Here is a 16723-nt window from a genome sequence, read left to right as displayed (position 1 = left end):
GCGCCGTGCTTCCTGTGCGGGGCTCGGGGGTGTTGATCCGCCGCACCGGAATGGAAGGGTCATCCCTTGGCGATCGGCAGGGCGACGAAGCGGTTGTTGTCGTCGCGGCTGATCTGGACAAGCACCGACTTGCGGCCGGACTTGGCCGCATCGTCCATCGCGCGGGTCACGTCGCCGGTGGTCGATACCTCCTGCGAATTCACCGCAGTGATGATGTCGCCCGCCTGGATGCCACGGTCCGCCGCATCGCTGTCGGGATCGACGTCGGTCACCACAAGGCCCTTGCCGTCATCGGACTTGGTCACGGTCAGCCCAAGGTCGGCCAGCGAGCTCGGCGCGTCGGGGCTTGCCTTCTGATCGTCGGCCGAGGCCTGCTTGTCGCTGTTGGGCAGCTTGCCGAGCTCGACATTGACGCTTTGGGTTTTGCCGTTGTGGAGCACGGTGACATCGACCGTCTTGCCGGGCGCATAGTCCCCGATCATGCGGGCCAGGTCCTTGGTCGAGTCGATATCCTTGCCGTCGACCTGAGTGATGACATCGCCCGCCACGATGCCGGACTGCTTGGCGGGGCTGTTGGCCTGTGCGCTCGCCACCAGGGCACCCTTGTCGGACTTCATTCCGAGCGATTCGGCGATGTCCTTGGTGACGGGCTGGATTTCAACGCCAAGCCAGCCACGCGCGACCGAACCGTTCTTGATCAGGTCCTGGACCACGGTCTTGGCCGTGGAGGCCGGAATGGCGAAGGCGATGCCGACATTGCCGCCGGACGGCGAGAAGATGGCGGTGTTGATGCCGACCACCTGGCCGCTGAGATTGAAGGCCGGACCGCCCGAGTTGCCGCGGTTCACGGCGGCGTCTATCTGGATGAAGTCGTCATAAGGGCCGGCGCCGATGTCGCGGCCGCGCGCCGAGACGATGCCGGCGGTTACCGTGCCGCCGAGGCCGAACGGGTTGCCGACGGCAACCACCCAGTCGCCGACGCGAACTTTGGAATCATCGGCCCAGTCGACATAGGTGAATTTCTGGCCGTTGCCATCCACTTTGAGAACAGCCAGGTCGGTGCGCGGATCGGTGCCGATCAGCTTGGCGTCGAGTTCCTTGCCGTCGTCCATGACGACCGTGAAGGCGGACCCTTCCTGGACCACGTGGTTGTTGGTGACGAGATAGCCGTCGTCCGAAATGAAGAAGCCGGAGCCCTGCGCGACCGGGCGGGGCTTTTCGCTGCGATGATCGCGGTGGCTGCGGTGATCCTGGTCCGGATTGCCGAACTGGCGGAACTGCTTGAAGAAACGGCGAAGCTGGGGGTTATCGGGCAGTCCGTCCGGGCCGTTGAAAAAGTCGGGACCATTGTCCGAAGCAGGCTGGATATTGGCCTTGACGCGGACGCTGACGACTGCCGGCGAAACCTGCGAAACGACGTCGGCAAAGCTCGGGACCTGGGGGGCATCAACCTTGACGGCGTCCGCCAGAACCGGCGCGGTGCCGGTGGCGACGGCGCCGAAGCCGATCGCGCCGGCTATCGCGAGCGAAGCGGCCGCGGCCATCAGGCGATTGCGAAGAGGGGAGGAATTCTTGGGGGCAGTGCTCATCGATCTGGTATCCTCTTTGGGCCGGGATGCCTGATCGGCATCCTCTGGTCAAAGAGGTAGAGCGGCCCACATTACGAGGCCATTTCCGGTTCGTGAAACTTTCGTAATGTTGAAAACCGGCCTGCCCGGTCGAGCTCAGTCGGGCCGCAGAAGCGCGTTCAGCTCGGTTTCCTCAGCCTCCGTCAAAGGCTGGCTATCGATCTTGCGCCGCGAGCGGACCGAGCAGACAAGGACGATGCCGCCGATGACGAGCAGAAGCGCCGGCGTCGCCCACAAAAGCGCGTTGCGCAGATCGAAACGCGGCTTCAGCAGCACGAACTCGCCGTAACGGGACACGATGTAGTCGACAACCTGCCGGTCGCTGTCGCCGGCCTTCAGCCGGTCCCGCACGAGGATGCGCAGGTCGCGGGCGAGATCGGCGTCGGATTCGTCGATGGACTGGTTCTGGCAGACCATGCAGCGCAAACCCTCGGAAATCGCGCGGGCGCGCGCCTCCAGGGCGGGATCCGCCAGCATCTCGTCCGGCTTCACCGCATGGGCCGGCGCGGCCAGCAGCACCGGCAGAAGGGCAATGAAGAACAGAAGGCGTCTGATGGACGTCATGACGCACCGGCGGCGGATACCGAAGCCGGCTTCCTGCGGCGCGCCGGCATGCCGATGCGCAAGCGGCGATCCGCCAGGGAGAACAGGCCGCCGATCATCATCACCAGAGCTCCGCCCCAGATCAATGTGACGAGCGGCTTCCACCATATGCGCACGACCGACCCGCCGTCGCCGGTCTCGTCGCCGAGCGAGATGTAGAACTGGCTGAAGCCGATGGTGCGGATGCCCGCTTCCGTGGTCGCGGTCTGACGGACCGGGAAGAAACGCTTGGCAGAGCTTATGTCGGTCTTCACGTCACCATTTGCATAAAGGAGTTCGAAGCGGCCGCGGCTCTCGGTATAATTCGGCCCCTGCGCCGGGACGAGCCCGTCGAAACGCAGGCTGTAGCCGGCCACGTCCACCGTCTCTCCGGGCTGCATGGTGAGAATCTTCTCGACGCCGAAGCTCAGCGTCGCGACCATGCCCAGCACCGTCAGCCCGAGGCCGAGATGCGCCAGCGCAGTCCCGAAGACGGAGCGTGGCAAGCCCGCGAAGCGTCGCGCCATCACCGGCAGCGAAACCGAGCCGACGCCCGACTTCATCGCAATGTCGGTAAGCGCGCCGCAGATCAGCCAGACGGCGAGGCCGATGCCGAGCGCCGAGAAGACCGACGCGCCATCGATGAGGACATAGGAAACCAGCATGACGAGCAATGCCGCGGCAAACGCCGCCATCAGCCGTTGTGCGGCGGCATAGGCGTCTCCCCGCTTCCACGCCAGCAGCGGCCCGAAAGGCACCAGCAGGAGCAGCGGCACCATCAACGGCACGAAGGTCAGGTTGAAGAACGGCGCACCGACGGAAATCTTGCCGGCGGACAAGGCTTCGAGAGCCAGAGGATAGAGAGTGCCGACCAGGACGGTCGCCGTCGCTGTCGTGAGGAAGAGGTTGTTGAGCACCAGAGCGCCTTCGCGCGAGATCGGCTGGAACAGTCCGCCCGCCGTCAGCGCGGATGCCCGCAGCGCGAACAACGCCAGCGAACCGCCTATGAAGAAGATCAGGATGCACAGGATGAAGACGCCGCGGGTGGGATCACTGGCAAAGGCGTGCACGGACGTCAGCACGCCGGAGCGCACCAGGAACGTGCCGAGCAGCGACAGCGAAAAGGTCAGGATCGCCAGAAGCAGCGTCCAGATCTTCAGCGCCGAGCGCTTTTCCATGACAATGGCGGAATGGAGAAGCGCGGTGCCGGCAAGCCACGGCATGAAGGAGGCGTTTTCCACCGGGTCCCAGAACCAGAAGCCGCCCCAGCCGAGTTCGTAATAGGCCCAGTAGGAACCCAAGGCGATGCCGCCGGTCAGGAATATCCAGGCGACCAGGGTCCACGGCCTCACCCAACGCGCCCAGGCGGCGTCGATGCGGCCGTCGATGAGGGCCGCGACCGCGAAGGAGAAGCAGACCGAAAAGCCGACATAGCCGAGATAGAGAAACGGCGGGTGAACGGCCAGACCGAAATCCTGCAGCACGGGATTCAACTCCCTCCCCTCGATGGGAGCAGGCACGAGGCGCGTGAAGGGATTCGAGGTCGTCAGGATGAAGAGGAAGAAAACCGCGCCGATCAAGCCCTGCACGGCCAAAACGTTGGCTTTCAACGTGGCGGGAAGATTTGCGCCGAAGCAGGCGACCAGGGCACCGAAAAAGGTCAGGATCAAAACCCACAGGAGCATGGAGCCCTCGTGATTGCCCCAGGTTCCGGTGATCTTGTAGAGAAGCGGCTGCAGCGAATGTGAGTTTTCCCAAACGCTGATGACCGAGAAGTCGGAAGTCACATAGGCCGAGACCAGGGCGACGAAGGACAGCGCCGTCATGGCAAATCCCGTCACGGCGACGGGGCCGCCGACCGCCATCATGCGGTTGTCGCCCGTCCTTGCGCCCAGCAGCGGCAGCACGGTCTGCACGAGCGCCAGCGCGAAGGCGAGAACGAGTGCGAAATGACCTATTTCGACCATGACAGAGGTCCCTCTAGTCGCTCTTGCTCTCGACCCACACGCCCTTGGCCTTGAGGCCATCGGCCACTTCCTTGGGCATATAGCGCTCGTCGTGCTTGGCAAGGACGCTGTCGGCGTCGAAAACGCCGTCGGAGCCGAAACTGCCCTCGGTGATCACGCCCTGTCCTTCGCGGAAAAGATCAGGCAGAACGCCCGTATAGGTCACCTCCACGGATTTCTGATGGTCGGTGACCGCGAATTTCACCGTCGCGCCCTTGCCGCGTTCGACGGTGCCGTCCTCCACCAAGCCGCCAAGGCGGATGCGCTGGCCCGGTTCGAGGTTCGCCGCCGCCAGATCGGCGGGCATGTAGAAATAGGACGCTTTCTGGCCGAGCGCGTAGAGCGTCAGCCCCATCGCCGCGCCGAGAAAAGCGAGGCCGCCCAGGATAACGGATAGCCGTTTCTGCTTCCGCGTCATTATCTACTCCGTCGCCGACAGGCCGAGCGACGCCGCGAAGGCGGTCAATTGCTTTGCCTGATCGCTTTCCGGCGCGAATGCGGCTAGGCCGCGTTGCAACGCATCCCGCGCCTGTCCGGTCTTTCCCAGCACGACATAGGAGCGCATCAGCTTCATCCAACCGTCCGCATCCTGCGGGTTGCGGCGAAGCCTGTCATCCAACCCCGCCACCATCGTCTCGATCATGGCAGCCCGGTCCTCGGACGTCATCGAGGAGGCGGCGGCCACATCGTCGCCTGTCGGGCCGTTCGCCTGCGGCGCAGCCGTGGCCGGCGCCGTGTCGAGTTCGGCCAGCGCCTCCGTCGCGGCACCGCGCCAGGGCGAATCCGCCGGCAATTTGTCCAGCATGGCCTGCCAGGACGATCGCGCCTCGTCCTTGCGACCTTCCTGGGCCATTGCGATGCCGAGATAGAAACCGGCCTTGGAATCGGCGGGATCGAGCGCCCGCGCCGCCTCGAATGCGGCCTGGGCGTCCGCGGTCACGATGCCCGAGGCCGCATAGGCCAGGGCTTCGCCCAGTCCCGATTGCCGGGCCGCCGTCGCGCCCGACAGGCGAATGGCATTGCGGTAGGCTGTCACGGCATCGGCGTAGCGGTGCATCCGGACATAAATGGGTGCAAGAACATCCCAGCCACGCCCGTCGTCAGGATTGGCGGCAAGGTGCGCTTCCGCGCGCGCCACCAGTTCGTCGATGGAACTGTCCGCTGGATTCTTGGCAAGACGCTCCGCCAGCGGTTGCGGCGGCAGATCAGGCGAGCCCAGCGCGCTGTACATACCCCAGGCGACCAGAGGCACTGCAAGGACGGCCGTCATCGTCACGAGCCGGCCTTGCCGTGTCGGTGAGGCGGAGTCTCCGGCGTGTGCGCCGCCGACCGCCAACCTCAGGATCCGGCGGCCGATTTCGGCCCGAGCCTGCTCGGCTTCCTCCGCAGGGACAACGCCGCGCGCGACATCCTTGTCAACTTCCGCAAGCTGGTCGCGATAGACTTCGAGATCGTGATCGGCGCCCGGCTCGGCAGGCCGGGACGGCCCGCTCAGCGGCCAAAGCACGGCGAGGCTGGCGCACAGCGTGAGACCGATGGCGACGACCCAAAAAAGCATGGCACATCCAATAGCCGGGCACGGTCGGCCTGCCAACCACAGGATGCTGCGACGCTTTGGCAGAATTCCGACCTTCCGGCCGGGCCTACGTCAACGGCGTCCAGCTTCCGTCGGAATTGCGGCAGGCAGTCCCGCGCGCCGTGGTGGAGGCACCGCCGATCACGACGGTCTGCGTGTATTGCCGGCAATCCTGCGAACCGACCCGGTAAGGTTGAGCGGCGACAACCTCGCCCGAATGCCCGGAAATGCCCTGCCACGCAACCTTCTGGCCGCTGGCGGTATATTCGAGGGCCTTGTATTCGGCTTCAAGCGCGCTGCGTTTCTCGCCGGCATTGAGCCCGGCGCCGATCGTGCCGCCGACAAGACCGCCGTTCATGGCCGAAATCCTGGAGGCCGCCGTGCCGCCGCCAGGCGTGCCGCCGCCGGCCAATCCCAGCAGGCCGCCACCGCTCCGGCTCGTAGGTTGCGAGGTCGTGCCGCAGCCCGCCAGAGCGGCCATGGAAGCGGCGGCGAGAATCGTAAGAATTTTCATGCCCGATACCGGATTCAAGTCACCGCCCGTCACAATCAGGCTCGGCGATAGTGTTGATATTTGGCCGAAATTTGGCCGCTTTGCCGCCGGCTTCCATTCACGCGGCGCTCCTTAAACAGATCAATGCCCGCAGCCCTCCCATAGCCGAGCGTTCCAACGCAAAAGAGCCGCCATATTCCTTCACGAGATCGGCTACGATAGCGAGGCCGAGTCCGGTGCCCGGCTTGGTTTCGTCCAGACGGCGCCCCCTCTGCATGGCCTCGCGTGCCTTCTCGGCGGGAATTCCAGGACCGTCATCTTCTATCGCGATCTCGAATCGAGCGCCCTCCCCCTGATCGACCAGCGGAACGACCGATATCGTCGCGGCACTTTTTGCCCATTTCATCGCGTTTTCCAGGAGGTTGCCCAGTATTTCCTCGAGATCCTCCCGCTCGCCCGCGAACAGGATAGCATCCGCAGGCAGCGACGACGACAGCTTCACTCGCGGATTCAGCTTCTGGACCACCCGGACCATTCGTTCGACCAATGGGCCGACCGGCGTGCGATACACGACGCTGTCGCGCTGCGCGGCCACCCGCGCCCGCTGCAGATAGTGCTCGACCTGTTGCTGCATCGAAGAAGCCTGATCGGCGATCAGTTGCCCTTTCGCGCCGCCCAGCGCGCGGCCTTCGTTCAGCAGGACCGCGAGCGGAGTCTTCAACGAATGGGCCAGATTGCCGACCTGTGTCCGCGAGCGCTCGACGATGCGCCGGTTGTTCTCGATCAGCGCATTGGTTTCGTTGGCGAGCGGCTCGATTTCAGTGGGAAAGCTGCCGGAAAGGCGTTGAGCTGTGCCCTCCCTGACCTGGGCCAGCGCATTGCGCACTCGCCGCAAGGGCTGCAGCCCGAACAGGATGGCAGCGGCGTTAATGGCGATCATGCCTACGCCGAACAGGGAAAGGTAGGTGAGCAGGCGGCGCTGGAAGGTCGTGACCTCCTGCTGCAGTTCCGTATAGTTTCCCATGACCCGGAAGCGCGCCGCACGGTTCTTGGTGTCCAGCACGAATTCGCTTTCGAAGACCCTCAGTTCCTCGCCATCGAGGCCTTCGGTCATGTAGCTGCGCTGGAACGCCGGATTGAACGGGACCTCGGAAACGCTCGGGGACGGGATCGACCGCGTCATCGAGGAAGAGCGCAACACGCCGCTGACGCCCTCCGACGCAGGCTCCACCGACCAGTACCAGCCGGAATCGGGTTGCGAGAAGCGAAGGTCTCCAAGGTCCGGCGAGCCGGACAGGATGCCTTCTTCGGAAATGCCGACGGAGCCGATGAGATTGAAGAGATGGGCTGAAAGCAGACTGTCGAAACCGCGTTCGCTGGTTTGGCGATAAAGCGTCGTTATCAGCGTGAAGATGATGACGAGCGTGACCATGGCCCAGATCGACGACAGGGCCACGACGCGAAACGTCAATGAGCGAACCCAACCGCCGGGTCGGGAGGATTGCACTCGCGAAGATGTGCCGGGGAGCGGTTTCGCCTTAGGTCTCCGGTTCACGCATGCGATAGCCCATGCCGCGCACGGTTTCGATCATGTCGACGCCCATCTTCTTGCGCAGCCGTCCCACGAAGACCTCGATCGTGTTGGAATCCCGGTCGAAATCCTGATCGTAGAGATGCTCGACGAGTTCGGAGCGGGAAACGACCTCGCCCATATGGTGCATGAGATAGGCAAGCAGGCGGAATTCGTGGGAGGTCAGCCTGAGCGGCACGCCGTCGATATCGGCCTTGGAAACCCTTGTGTCGAGGCGCAGAGGGCCGCATGTGAGTTCCGAGGACGCGTGCCCGGCGGCGCGGCGGATGAGCGCCCTGACCCGCGCCAGGACTTCCTCGATATGGAAGGGCTTGGTGACATAGTCGTCCGCGCCGGCATCGATGCCGGAGACCTTGTCGCTCCAGCGGTCGCGCGCCGTCAGGACCAGTACCGGCATTTTCCGGCCGTCTCGCCGCCAGCGCTCAAGCACGCTGATGCCGTCCATCTGGGGCAGGCCGACGTCCAGAACCACGGCGTCGTACGGTTCGGTATCACCGAGGAAATGGCCTTCTTCGCCATCGAAAGCGCGATCGACGACGTAACCGGCATCCACCAGCGCGTCACCGATCTGGCGGTTCAGGTCATTGTCATCCTCAACGACGAGTACGCGCATCCTCTCCTCTTACGATAGGTCGAAAGCGGTTCAGATATAGGCCGATTCCGGCGCTGCTGGAAACGGACCTGTCCATCATCACTTCTGAGGAACCACGACCTCGGCGCGGCGCGGCCGCTGACCGTCCTTCCCCGGCACCAGCACGACGATTACACAGACGGCTTGGCCGCCGCGGGTGGATTGCGACGCCTTGGCGAGCGTGCCGCCCTTCTGAGCGGCCACCTGTTGGCCAGCGGCATAGCAATCGGCAGCGACCGGAACGACGGTATTGTCCATTCCGGGAACCACAACGGGAATCGCCATCGCGGACGGCGCGCCGAATGTCGCGCTGGCCGTCAACGCCAGCGCGATAAAGGTGCGAAATCGAGAGAAACGCCGTTTCATGACCGGCGTTCTAAAGCTTCGCTGCTGAACATGAAATGAACACGTGGAGTCCCCTCTCTCCTTATTGCAGAACGCGAGCGGGCGACGCCCCCGCCAGCCCCGGCAACCTTAACCGATCTTCTTGCTGGCCCACAACCGGCCGAAAATGGCCACGAGGCCGGAAAATGCGGTGACCGCCTGCACCACCGTATCCGTCAGGGACGACCCGTCTATCGTGTCGACCGGCAGACCGGTAAGGCCGACGGCGCCGATCAGAACAGTCACCACCGAGGCCCAGATCGTGCGGGAAAGATACCAGGGTTTGGTTGTCGTCATCATTTGCTCCTTTCAGGCTGCACTCGGATTCACACCAGCGCAATGCGCCGGCACGCGGGAAGGCCCCATCCCACCGCTGTGCTGAGTTGGCGGACCGTCACATCGATTTCTGCGGGCAGGGCTGGAAAATCGGCAGCAATCGCGGCCGCTGCGTAAAGCCACGACGGCGCGGCGGTGGTCACCACGCGAACCGGCGAGCCGCCTGCGACGGCGATCGTCACCTCGTAGGATTCGCTTTCCTCGCCGAGCGGAATTTCGCTCGCCTCCCACCGGTCGGCGTCGAGGCGGCCGCACCGTATCCAGGAAATTGCAAGATCGGCGCCGTCCCACTGTCCGCGCAGATGCACGGGGGCGTACGGCAGCAGCGCGCGCACGCCGCCGATCTGCGTCGCAGTTACGAAATTGGCATCGGATATATCCGAGCCAGCCGGGCCGACGCGCCAGTTGAGTTCAAGCCCCGCCTCGCCCGGCTGAAGGCCGGCCGGAACGACGGCGTCGTCCAGCATGACGAAATCGGCGTCAACCGGCGCACCGGCCACAGCCGCATCGCTGGTGCCGAGTTGGCCACGCAAGAGATCCGAGAGTTGCCAGACACCAGCGGATATTTCCTCGGCATCACGGAATTGCAGGATTTCCCATGGTCCGGCAGAAGATCGAACCGCCGCCGCGTTGCCCCCGTTGAGAAGCTGAAGATCGGCGATGCTGGAAACGGCCGTATCGAAGAGTTCGACGACGACAGCGGTCGAACGGTCCAGCCGGCCGGCGAATCCCGGCGGCAATGCTTCGACGAGGCGGCCAAGCGCCGCAGGCGCCGTAATCGTGGTGCGCGCCGTGAAGCCGGTGTCCTCGGGTGATGCGAAAAGAGCCTGGCTGCGCCACGGCTTGCGCCACGCCGCTACCCTGAACTGGTCATTCGCGTCACCCGATCCGACGGCGGCCGGCAGATCCATGAACAGGGCGTGGGGAGGTCCGGCCGCCGGCGATGTTTCCACCTTTCCGGACGGCACCGACGCAAGCCAGGTGGCGGGCGCGCGCCGTATGATCCGGCGTGCCGTGACCTTGCGGAAAATGCCTTCGTCCACGCCGGTGACGAGGAGTTCGGAAGAGCCGTCGTCGCCCGGTAATCGTATGGTGGCGCCGGGAACGACATCGGCCCGCTGTCCGGCGACAGAGAAGGTCGTCGTCTCGCGTCGCGACCATGAGCGCTTCAGCCAATCCTGCAGCAAAGCCCTTGCCTGACCGGCATCGAGGGAACCCGGAAAAGACAGGGTGCGCTGGCGGCTCCCCGACGCATCCGGCCACCGGCCGCGAGCCGATACGGTCTGGTACTCGGCAAACGCGTCGCGGAAATTCAACAAGGCTTCCGCAGGCAGATCGTCGTCCGGATCACGAACCGTTTCAATCAAGGGGTCGTCGCCGGACCAGGCAAGTTCATCCAATTGAAGCGGGCCGGCCGCGTTGCCGCCAGACTGCCGGAAAACAAGGCCGTCAGGCGCTTCGCAGACCACGACGTCGAAAAGATCGATCAGCGATTCCAGCGCCTCGCGGGCAGATGTCGGATCGTCGAGGACGAAGCCTTCTACCGTCCCTTCGAGGCCGGACACATCGGCGGGCGGCTGGCCATGATCTGCCAGGATGGCGCTGATGAGAGACGCAAGGTCCGGATTGGCTAGGCGACCGTTTAGCCAATGGCCCCGCGACCAGTTCAGGCCGTCCGCCCAGAGGTCGTTGCGCAGCGGAAACGCCGGATAAGGCCGCGCGTCCCAGGCCCAGAGATAGAGGCGCGAGGCATCCACCATGCGCCCGCCATAGACTGTGGATACCGGATTGGCTGCCTCGTCGAAGCCGAGGACCGCTGCATCCCAATGGGCGAAATGCGCTTCCAGGAACCGCCGCTGCGCCAAATCCGAACGACCGCCGTTCGAAAAATAGGGCTGGCTGCCCTCTATGGACTTCGGATCGGGAAAGACGTTCGGCTGGTTGGGACCCTTGTCCACCGCCGGGCATCCAAGCTCGGTAAACCAGATGGGTTTTCCCTGCGGCGTCCAAGCGGTGGGCGTATCGCTTTCCACGCCCGCGATCCTGTCGAAATGCGGGTTCGACCACCAGGACGCGATGTCCTTGTAGCGATAGACCCAGGGTTTGCCATAAAATCCATCAGTGATGGCGCTGCGGTCGCGCGCGACACGCGCTCCGTCGTCCGGATAATACCAGTCGAAGCCCTCGCCACCGGCGACGCCGGCCCCCAAGCCGTTCGGATCATAAGGTCCCGCAAAACCGTCCGGATTGCCGCCCGCATAGTCAGCGTCGCGCCAGTCGGAAAGCGGCATGTAGTTGTCGATGCCGACCGCGTCGATCGCGGGATGCGCCCACAATGCATCGAGATGGAAAAAGACGTCGCCGCTTCCGTCGGCCGGGTGATGGCCGAAATATTCGCTCCAATCCGCGCCATAGGAAATGCGAGAACCCGCACCGAGCACCGACCGGACGTCCGCCGCCAGGGCGCAAAGCGCCTCCACGAAGGGGAAGGCGTCGGACGCATCGCGCAGCGTGGTCAGGCCGCGCAGTTCGCTGCCGATCAGGAAGGCATCCACGCCGCCGGCCGCAGCCGCAAGTTCAGCGTAGTGAAGGATAAAGCGGCGATAGCCCCAATCGTCCGGACCGCCTGAAAACAGCACCGTTTCACCGGCCGCCGAGAACTGCTCCGGTATCGCCGTTCCGCAAAAACTCTCGACTTGTGTGCGTGCCAAGGCGCTGCGATCGGCGCTGCTTTCTCGAAGCGGTGCCGGATCGCAGGTGATGCGGCCGCGCCAGGGATAGGCCGGCTGTCCCGTTCCGCCTTCGGGATCCGGCAGCGCATTGCCGTCGGCTATATCCATCATCATGAAAGGGTAGAGCGTGACGCCGAGCCCGCGCGACTTGATCTCGGCAATGGCATCGAGGACGCTCCGGTCCGACGGGGTGCCGCCATAGGCGGGAAGCCCGTCGAACGTGGAGACGTTCCGCGCTTCCTCGCGCGAAAGTCCCGACACAAGCCACGCCGCGGAGAGCCCGCCTCCGTTCGCACTCGTGACGGCGGGCTCAATCCTGCATTGGCCCGCCCTGAGGTCGTCGCCGAACCAGGTGACCACCAGCGCAATGTTTTCGAGGTTGGGGCAGATCGCCTGCAATTCATCGAGCGATGCGGCGATATCGGTGCCGGCGAACAGGACGTTGCGATTGACCGACTGCTGTTCGCCGGGCCGGAGCTTGCGCGTGACCGGGAGCGGCGAAAGCCCATATTCGATCGCCCCCGGCAGCAACGCTACCGCCCTGACGGACTTGTAGAACTCGCCGACGGGACGGCTAACTTCGAATTGCAATTGCGGAATTCGATTGCCGTAGTCGCCGATGGCGAAACGATCGAGCACGACATAGGCGACGTCGCGGTAGGCCGGAGCGTTTCCTTCTCCCTGCCTGGCCTCGATCAAAGGATCCGGCAGTTGGTCGCCTGCGCCGCGATAGATGCGCAGCTCGACGCTTTCACGATCGACCTCGCGGCCGTCGGCCCAGATCCGCCGAATGCCGGCGATCTCGCCCTCGCACAGCGCCAAAGCGACGTTCGCATAGTAGGAATATTCGGTGACCTTCGGGCCGAGCTTGCCTTGCCGCCGTGTCGAACGGCTCTCCTCGAAACGGGTCGCCCAGATGAGAATGCCGCCCAGCCGTGCGGTGCCGTAGAGTCTCGGCAGCGCGGTTCCCTCCTCGGCCGTGAACGGCCTGGCGCCGGACAGCCGCGGGCCTTCGACGCGGCTCGAGCCGTTGAGCAGCGCCCGATCGACCGCATAGCCGACAAGGGCACCCGCTGCCGTTCCGATCACGCTTCCAACCGGCCCGAGCAACCCGCCAAGATAAGCGCCGGCAGCCTGAAGCAGGATTGTCGCCATCAGATACTCCGGTCGATCGAAATCGTTGCGGTGGTTGGAAAGGCGAAGGCGGAGGCGATGCGCCGGCGCCATTGTGGAACCAGTCTCGAGCGCACGACGGCGCCGGCGCCCTCGTAGGCGTGGACGAAGCAGCCGCCGTCCACCAGAATGCCGAGATGCTTGGCCGGCAGGTTTGCCCGCCAGCGAAACAGAAGCACGCAGCCGGCTGCCGGCTCCGGTATCTCATGAAAGTGGAAGCGCAGTTCCGCCAACAGGCGGTCGGCGCCGGAGGATTCTGCCCAGTCGGGAGCATACGGCCCCGACTCCGGCAGTTCGAAACCGTAAAGGCCGCGCCAGACGCCACGCACCAGACCGAGGCAGTCACAACCGACGCCCCTGCGCGCGCCCTGATGGCGATAGGGCGTACCGATCCAATCAAGCGTCTCCGTGACGACGCGTTGATCGGTCAAGCCGCTGCATGTGTCGCGCGGCGGATCAGGAAACAATCGGCCCTCCGTCGAAATTCCCGCCATCCGTAACGTAGCCATAAGCGGCATCGTTGCCCGGGAGGTGCGGAAATCCCCTGAAATTCAGGCCGTTGTCGAATTTCGCCTTGCAGGTCGCAAAGCTCTTGTCGCAGCCGGCCACGATGGTGAACGTGTCCGCAGGCGTGATCGCCGGGCCGAGCGGGGACATGATCCTCAGGACCACGGCGCCACGCTCGACGCGATGATCGGCGATGCGATCGGCCCGGCCGGCGCGCGTCCCGGCACTCCATGTGAGAATGCCGTTGGAAAACCACCCCGACGCGAAGGCATCGAGCCCGGCGACGGTCACCGTATCCGGCGGCCCGACCGTCGTGACGGCGCCCGCGCCGGAAAAGGCAGACTGGTCCAGCAGGACCGTGCAGCGCCCATCGCCCAGTTCCGCGTCACAAAGGCGCGTCACGTACCGGCCGTTCGGCTGGTCGAGCGCGCGGGTCCGGCTTTCCAGTTCGGCGACGAATGCGTCGTCGCGCCGAGTGATCTTGCCGATGGTCGCGCTCCGGATCAGGGCGAATTGCTCAGGCGAGCGCCAGTTGACCAGGAGCGTCTCGACCTTCGCTCCGTCATAGAGCCCTGTCGAGATATCGGCATCGGAAATCCGGTCGGACGACAGCGCGCCTTCCACATCGACCGTATCGACCGACAGACCAAGCGTGTCGCGCGCTTCGCTGGCGGCGAACCCGGTTTCCGGTTCGTAGCTCAGGCCGTCCAGGACCAGGGCGCGGTCATGGTCCGTAAAGCCCGCGACCTCCCCGTCCTTGCGCGCCACGCGCCAGCAATGACACAGCGTCGTGACGTCGCCGTCGAGATGAGCCGCCAGCGCATCGGGATAATGGATCAAAGCAACACCTCGACCAGCGGGATGGAAGGAATCTGACCCGCCTTGAAGGCCTTCAGGCTGACCGACAGGCGCTCGGTGTCGAAGCGCACGGGCACGTCGAATTCATAACCTGCCGTGACGGTTGCGCCGTCGGCGGGAATGGAGCCCGCGTCGAACACGATCTCCCCGGTGGCGACATCGAAGGCATAGTCTCCCGGCGGAGATTTTTCCTCGCCATTGATCGCGACGCGCAGGCTGCCGTCTACCGGCCTGGCGATGAACCGCCTGTGGGCCTCCTCCCCGTCCCCATAGACCTTCACCAGAGCAAATCGGCTGGTCGTTCCATCGCCGATACCGAGGACCTGATCCTGCGGCGCCGGTTCGTCCTGCGGCCGGCACGATTTCATGTCGAAAGGATCGCGGAACCGGAAGGCGTGGAGAGAGCCGCGTCGTGCTTCGAAAAAGGCCAGAACCTCGTGCAGGTCGTCGAGCGAGCGCAGGCCGGTTCCGGCATCGTAGTAATGCCGCGACTGGGATTGGCGCGCATTGCGCTTTTCCCTTCCCGATGTCAGCGACACGATCTCGTTGCGGCGCTCAGGCCCGCCGGTCGCGCCGAAGGAGACGGCCAACGGGAACAGGACATCGTGGAAGGACGAAAGCTCGGACATCGGACCCCCTCAAAGCCCCCGCGTGCCGCGCGACACCGCCCGCGCCAGCATGCCGGTGATCTGCGCCTCGGATTTGCGGAACGAAGCAGCGTCCTGCGCCGTGACGTTAAAGACGACATTCACGGGAGACGATTGCCCGTTCGTCGCGACACCAAGACTTCCATCGGAGCCACGACGCAAAGGCAGGATCGCCTCGGACCCCGCCTCGCCCATCAGGCCGATCTGGCCGCCGAGCGGGAAGTAACTGGGTGCGGACACGACACCGCCATCGGCGAAAGGCACGATGCGCCTCGGTACGCCACCCTTGGCGAAGGCGGTCAGTCCGGTCAGCCCGGAAAAGAGATTGCCCAGCAGCGAACCGGTCAGGGATTGCAGCGGCTTCAATCCCTGGTCCAGCGCCATGCCCGCCAGATTGAGGCCGATGCGGCGCAGCACGTCGTCCAGGTCCCTGCCGCTCACCGCGGCTCCCTTCAACGCGCCGGTAAGCTGGGTGCCGAAGCGCTCGGAGAGTTTTCCGAGATTTTCAAGCGCCGCCTGAAACGGCGCCACGTCGGCGTCGATGGCGACGGTGACGTCCTCAGCCAATGGCGGCCTCCTTATTGATCGAGTCGGGATGGGCGCGCATGAGCGCGGTGAGATCGCTGCGTCCGGGCGCCGACACGCGCGGACCGTTCAAGGCGCTGACGGCGCGTTCGAACTCGACGGGCGTCATCGCCCAGAACACCTGGGGCGCAAGCCGCAGCAGGCCGAAGGCGACGCGCATGGCGTCGTCCCAGGGGAACGGGGCGGGACCTGCTGCGGCAGTCAAGGGTTTGACGTGGAACCGTTCTGGGCCGTCGCCCCGAATGTGACCGTCAGCAGTTCGGCGACGATGGCGGCAAAGCCGGCCACCCCGCCTTCCGCCCGCATGGCGCCGACATCGTCGTCCGTGACCGTCTCTCCCGCGCCTCGCAGGCCGGCGCCGATGATGCGCACCAGATCCAGCGCCGACAGCTTGCCGCCGGAAAAGCGTCCCACCAGCGCCCCGAGATCGTCGGCGGCATACGCCGCTTCCAGTTCGGCAAGCGCGCCGAGCGTCAGGCAAAGTGTCCTGACGCGCCCGTCGAGTTCCGCGGCGATCTCGCCGCGCCGCCTGTTCGCCGCCATCAGCTTGCCGCGAAATCGACGGCGCCGGCGGATTCGAGAGCCATCTCGAAGGTGATCTCGCCGTCATGCGCGCCTGTGTATTCGAGCGAGGTGATCTGGAAATCGCCCGATAGCACGCCGAAATCCGGCACCGTCATCTGCCAGGCAGCGATGTCGCCGGCGAAGAATTTGGCGCGGATCAGCGCGTCCGATTGCGCATCCTTGAAGATTCCGGCGCCGCTGATCGCGGCGCGCTGGATGCCGCTTCCGGCAAGCAGCTCGCGCCAGCGGCCGGCGGAATCCGCGTCGGTGATATCGACCGTCTCGCTGTTGAAGGCGATACGCTTGGTCCGCAAGCCCGCGACGGTCACGAACGTGCCGGCGCCGTCGGAATCGATCTTCAAGAGAAGGTCCCTGCCCTTTTGAGCGACCATCCTGGTCTCCTGTTGATGTTGGAAAATGGATTCTGGCG

18 protein-coding genes are annotated in these 16723 nt (G+C 64.8%); all 18 read right to left on the bottom strand.

Features of this window, described 5'->3' with window-relative positions:
- Window positions 1-59 precede the first annotated feature (59 nt).
- On the bottom strand, window positions 60-1589 hold the full coding sequence (locus ABMA46_RS09245) for a Do family serine endopeptidase (RefSeq protein WP_348999050.1): 1530 nt from the start codon (window positions 1587-1589) through the stop codon (window positions 60-62).
- Between the two features lie 135 nt (window positions 1590-1724).
- On the bottom strand, window positions 1725-2192 hold the full coding sequence (locus ABMA46_RS09240; protein ID WP_348999049.1) for a cytochrome c-type biogenesis protein: 468 nt from the start codon (window positions 2190-2192) through the stop codon (window positions 1725-1727).
- Window positions 2189-4177 carry a heme lyase CcmF/NrfE family subunit gene (locus tag ABMA46_RS09235; RefSeq protein ID WP_348999048.1) on the bottom strand — a complete coding sequence of 663 codons (1989 nt, stop codon included), beginning with the start codon at window positions 4175-4177 and terminating at the stop codon, window positions 2189-2191. The genes ABMA46_RS09240 and ABMA46_RS09235 overlap by 4 nt, the downstream gene beginning before the upstream one ends.
- Before the next feature lie 13 nt (window positions 4178-4190).
- Window positions 4191-4634: a cytochrome c maturation protein CcmE gene (ccmE, locus tag ABMA46_RS09230; protein WP_348999047.1), complete on the bottom strand. Its 444-nt coding sequence runs from the start codon at window positions 4632-4634 to the stop codon at window positions 4191-4193.
- A gap of 3 nt (window positions 4635-4637) precedes the next feature.
- Window positions 4638-5774 carry a c-type cytochrome biogenesis protein CcmI gene (ccmI, locus tag ABMA46_RS09225; protein WP_348999046.1) on the bottom strand — a complete coding sequence of 379 codons (1137 nt, stop codon included), beginning with the start codon at window positions 5772-5774 and terminating at the stop codon, window positions 4638-4640.
- Window positions 5775-5859: 85 nt separating this feature from the next.
- Window positions 5860-6306: a hypothetical protein gene (locus tag ABMA46_RS09220; protein WP_348999045.1), complete on the bottom strand. Its 447-nt coding sequence runs from the start codon at window positions 6304-6306 to the stop codon at window positions 5860-5862.
- 97 nt (window positions 6307-6403) lie between these two features.
- On the bottom strand, window positions 6404-7717 hold the full coding sequence (locus tag ABMA46_RS09215) for an ATP-binding protein (RefSeq protein ID WP_348999276.1): 1314 nt from the start codon (window positions 7715-7717) through the stop codon (window positions 6404-6406).
- A 106-nt stretch (window positions 7718-7823) separates the two neighbouring features.
- Window positions 7824-8489 carry a response regulator transcription factor gene (locus ABMA46_RS09210; RefSeq protein ID WP_348999044.1) on the bottom strand — a complete coding sequence of 222 codons (666 nt, stop codon included), beginning with the start codon at window positions 8487-8489 and terminating at the stop codon, window positions 7824-7826.
- Window positions 8490-8567: 78 nt separating this feature from the next.
- Window positions 8568-8873, bottom strand: a complete 306-nt coding sequence (locus ABMA46_RS09205) for a hypothetical protein (RefSeq protein ID WP_348999043.1) — start codon at window positions 8871-8873, stop codon at window positions 8568-8570.
- 108 nt (window positions 8874-8981) lie between these two features.
- Window positions 8982-9188: a hypothetical protein gene (locus ABMA46_RS09200; RefSeq protein WP_348999042.1), complete on the bottom strand. Its 207-nt coding sequence runs from the start codon at window positions 9186-9188 to the stop codon at window positions 8982-8984.
- Between the two features lie 29 nt (window positions 9189-9217).
- Window positions 9218-13114 carry a baseplate multidomain protein megatron gene (locus ABMA46_RS09195; RefSeq protein ID WP_348999041.1) on the bottom strand — a complete coding sequence of 1299 codons (3897 nt, stop codon included), beginning with the start codon at window positions 13112-13114 and terminating at the stop codon, window positions 9218-9220.
- Window positions 13114-13563, bottom strand: a complete 450-nt coding sequence (locus ABMA46_RS09190) for an NlpC/P60 family protein (protein ID WP_348999040.1) — start codon at window positions 13561-13563, stop codon at window positions 13114-13116. Before ABMA46_RS09190 ends, ABMA46_RS09195 begins: the two co-directional genes overlap by 1 nt.
- A gap of 25 nt (window positions 13564-13588) precedes the next feature.
- Window positions 13589-14479, bottom strand: a complete 891-nt coding sequence (locus ABMA46_RS09185; RefSeq protein WP_348999039.1) for a DUF2163 domain-containing protein — start codon at window positions 14477-14479, stop codon at window positions 13589-13591.
- The gene (locus tag ABMA46_RS09180; RefSeq protein ID WP_348999038.1) at window positions 14476-15126 is read right to left on the bottom strand and encodes a phage distal tail protein, Rcc01695 family; all 651 of its coding nucleotides are present in this window, start codon (window positions 15124-15126) and stop codon (window positions 14476-14478) included. Before ABMA46_RS09180 ends, ABMA46_RS09185 begins: the two co-directional genes overlap by 4 nt.
- 9 nt (window positions 15127-15135) lie before the next feature.
- Window positions 15136-15711, bottom strand: coding sequence for a phage tail tape measure protein (locus ABMA46_RS09175; protein WP_348999037.1), 576 nt, complete (start codon window positions 15709-15711; stop codon window positions 15136-15138).
- On the bottom strand, window positions 15704-15889 hold the full coding sequence (locus ABMA46_RS09170) for a phage tail assembly chaperone (RefSeq protein WP_348999036.1): 186 nt from the start codon (window positions 15887-15889) through the stop codon (window positions 15704-15706). The genes ABMA46_RS09175 and ABMA46_RS09170 overlap by 8 nt, the downstream gene beginning before the upstream one ends.
- Before the next feature lie 41 nt (window positions 15890-15930).
- Window positions 15931-16275 carry a gene transfer agent family protein gene (locus tag ABMA46_RS09165; protein WP_348999275.1) on the bottom strand — a complete coding sequence of 115 codons (345 nt, stop codon included), beginning with the start codon at window positions 16273-16275 and terminating at the stop codon, window positions 15931-15933.
- A complete protein-coding gene (locus tag ABMA46_RS09160; protein WP_348999035.1) occupies window positions 16272-16685 on the bottom strand; it encodes a phage major tail protein, TP901-1 family in 414 nt (137 codons plus the stop codon). The genes ABMA46_RS09165 and ABMA46_RS09160 overlap by 4 nt, the downstream gene beginning before the upstream one ends.
- Window positions 16686-16723 lie beyond the last annotated feature (38 nt).

The organism is Mesorhizobium hunchu, assembly GCF_040081975.1.
Taxonomy (GTDB): domain Bacteria; phylum Pseudomonadota; class Alphaproteobacteria; order Rhizobiales; family Rhizobiaceae; genus Mesorhizobium; species Mesorhizobium hunchu.
Note: the sequence above shows the minus strand (reverse complement) of the source record. Positions and strands in the feature narration are given on the sequence as shown.

What these genes read in the sequence shown, in the direction of transcription:
- ABMA46_RS09180 (WP_348999038.1), bottom strand. Translation starts at nt 15,126, where the DNA reads ATGTCCGAGCTTTCGTCCTTCCACGATGTCCTGTTCCCGTTGGCCGTC.
- ccmE (WP_348999047.1), bottom strand. Translation starts at nt 4,634, where the DNA reads ATGACGCGGAAGCAGAAACGGCTATCCGTTATCCTGGGCGGCCTCGCT.
- ABMA46_RS09220 (WP_348999045.1), bottom strand. Translation starts at nt 6,306, where the DNA reads ATGAAAATTCTTACGATTCTCGCCGCCGCTTCCATGGCCGCTCTGGCG.
- ccmI (WP_348999046.1), bottom strand. Translation starts at nt 5,774, where the DNA reads ATGCTTTTTTGGGTCGTCGCCATCGGTCTCACGCTGTGCGCCAGCCTC.
- ABMA46_RS09195 (WP_348999041.1), bottom strand. Translation starts at nt 13,114, where the DNA reads ATGGCGACAATCCTGCTTCAGGCTGCCGGCGCTTATCTTGGCGGGTTG.
- ABMA46_RS09210 (WP_348999044.1), bottom strand. Translation starts at nt 8,489, where the DNA reads ATGCGCGTACTCGTCGTTGAGGATGACAATGACCTGAACCGCCAGATC.
- ABMA46_RS09170 (WP_348999036.1), bottom strand. Translation starts at nt 15,889, where the DNA reads ATGCGCGTCGCCTTCGGCCTGCTGCGGCTTGCGCCCCAGGTGTTCTGG.
- ABMA46_RS09245 (WP_348999050.1), bottom strand. Translation starts at nt 1,589, where the DNA reads ATGAGCACTGCCCCCAAGAATTCCTCCCCTCTTCGCAATCGCCTGATG.
- ABMA46_RS09160 (WP_348999035.1), bottom strand. Translation starts at nt 16,685, where the DNA reads ATGGTCGCTCAAAAGGGCAGGGACCTTCTCTTGAAGATCGATTCCGAC.
- ABMA46_RS09235 (WP_348999048.1), bottom strand. Translation starts at nt 4,177, where the DNA reads ATGGTCGAAATAGGTCATTTCGCACTCGTTCTCGCCTTCGCGCTGGCG.
- ABMA46_RS09205 (WP_348999043.1), bottom strand. Translation starts at nt 8,873, where the DNA reads ATGAAACGGCGTTTCTCTCGATTTCGCACCTTTATCGCGCTGGCGTTG.
- ABMA46_RS09215 (WP_348999276.1), bottom strand. Translation starts at nt 7,717, where the DNA reads ATGGTCACGCTCGTCATCATCTTCACGCTGATAACGACGCTTTATCGC.
- ABMA46_RS09200 (WP_348999042.1), bottom strand. Translation starts at nt 9,188, where the DNA reads ATGACGACAACCAAACCCTGGTATCTTTCCCGCACGATCTGGGCCTCG.
- ABMA46_RS09240 (WP_348999049.1), bottom strand. Translation starts at nt 2,192, where the DNA reads ATGACGTCCATCAGACGCCTTCTGTTCTTCATTGCCCTTCTGCCGGTG.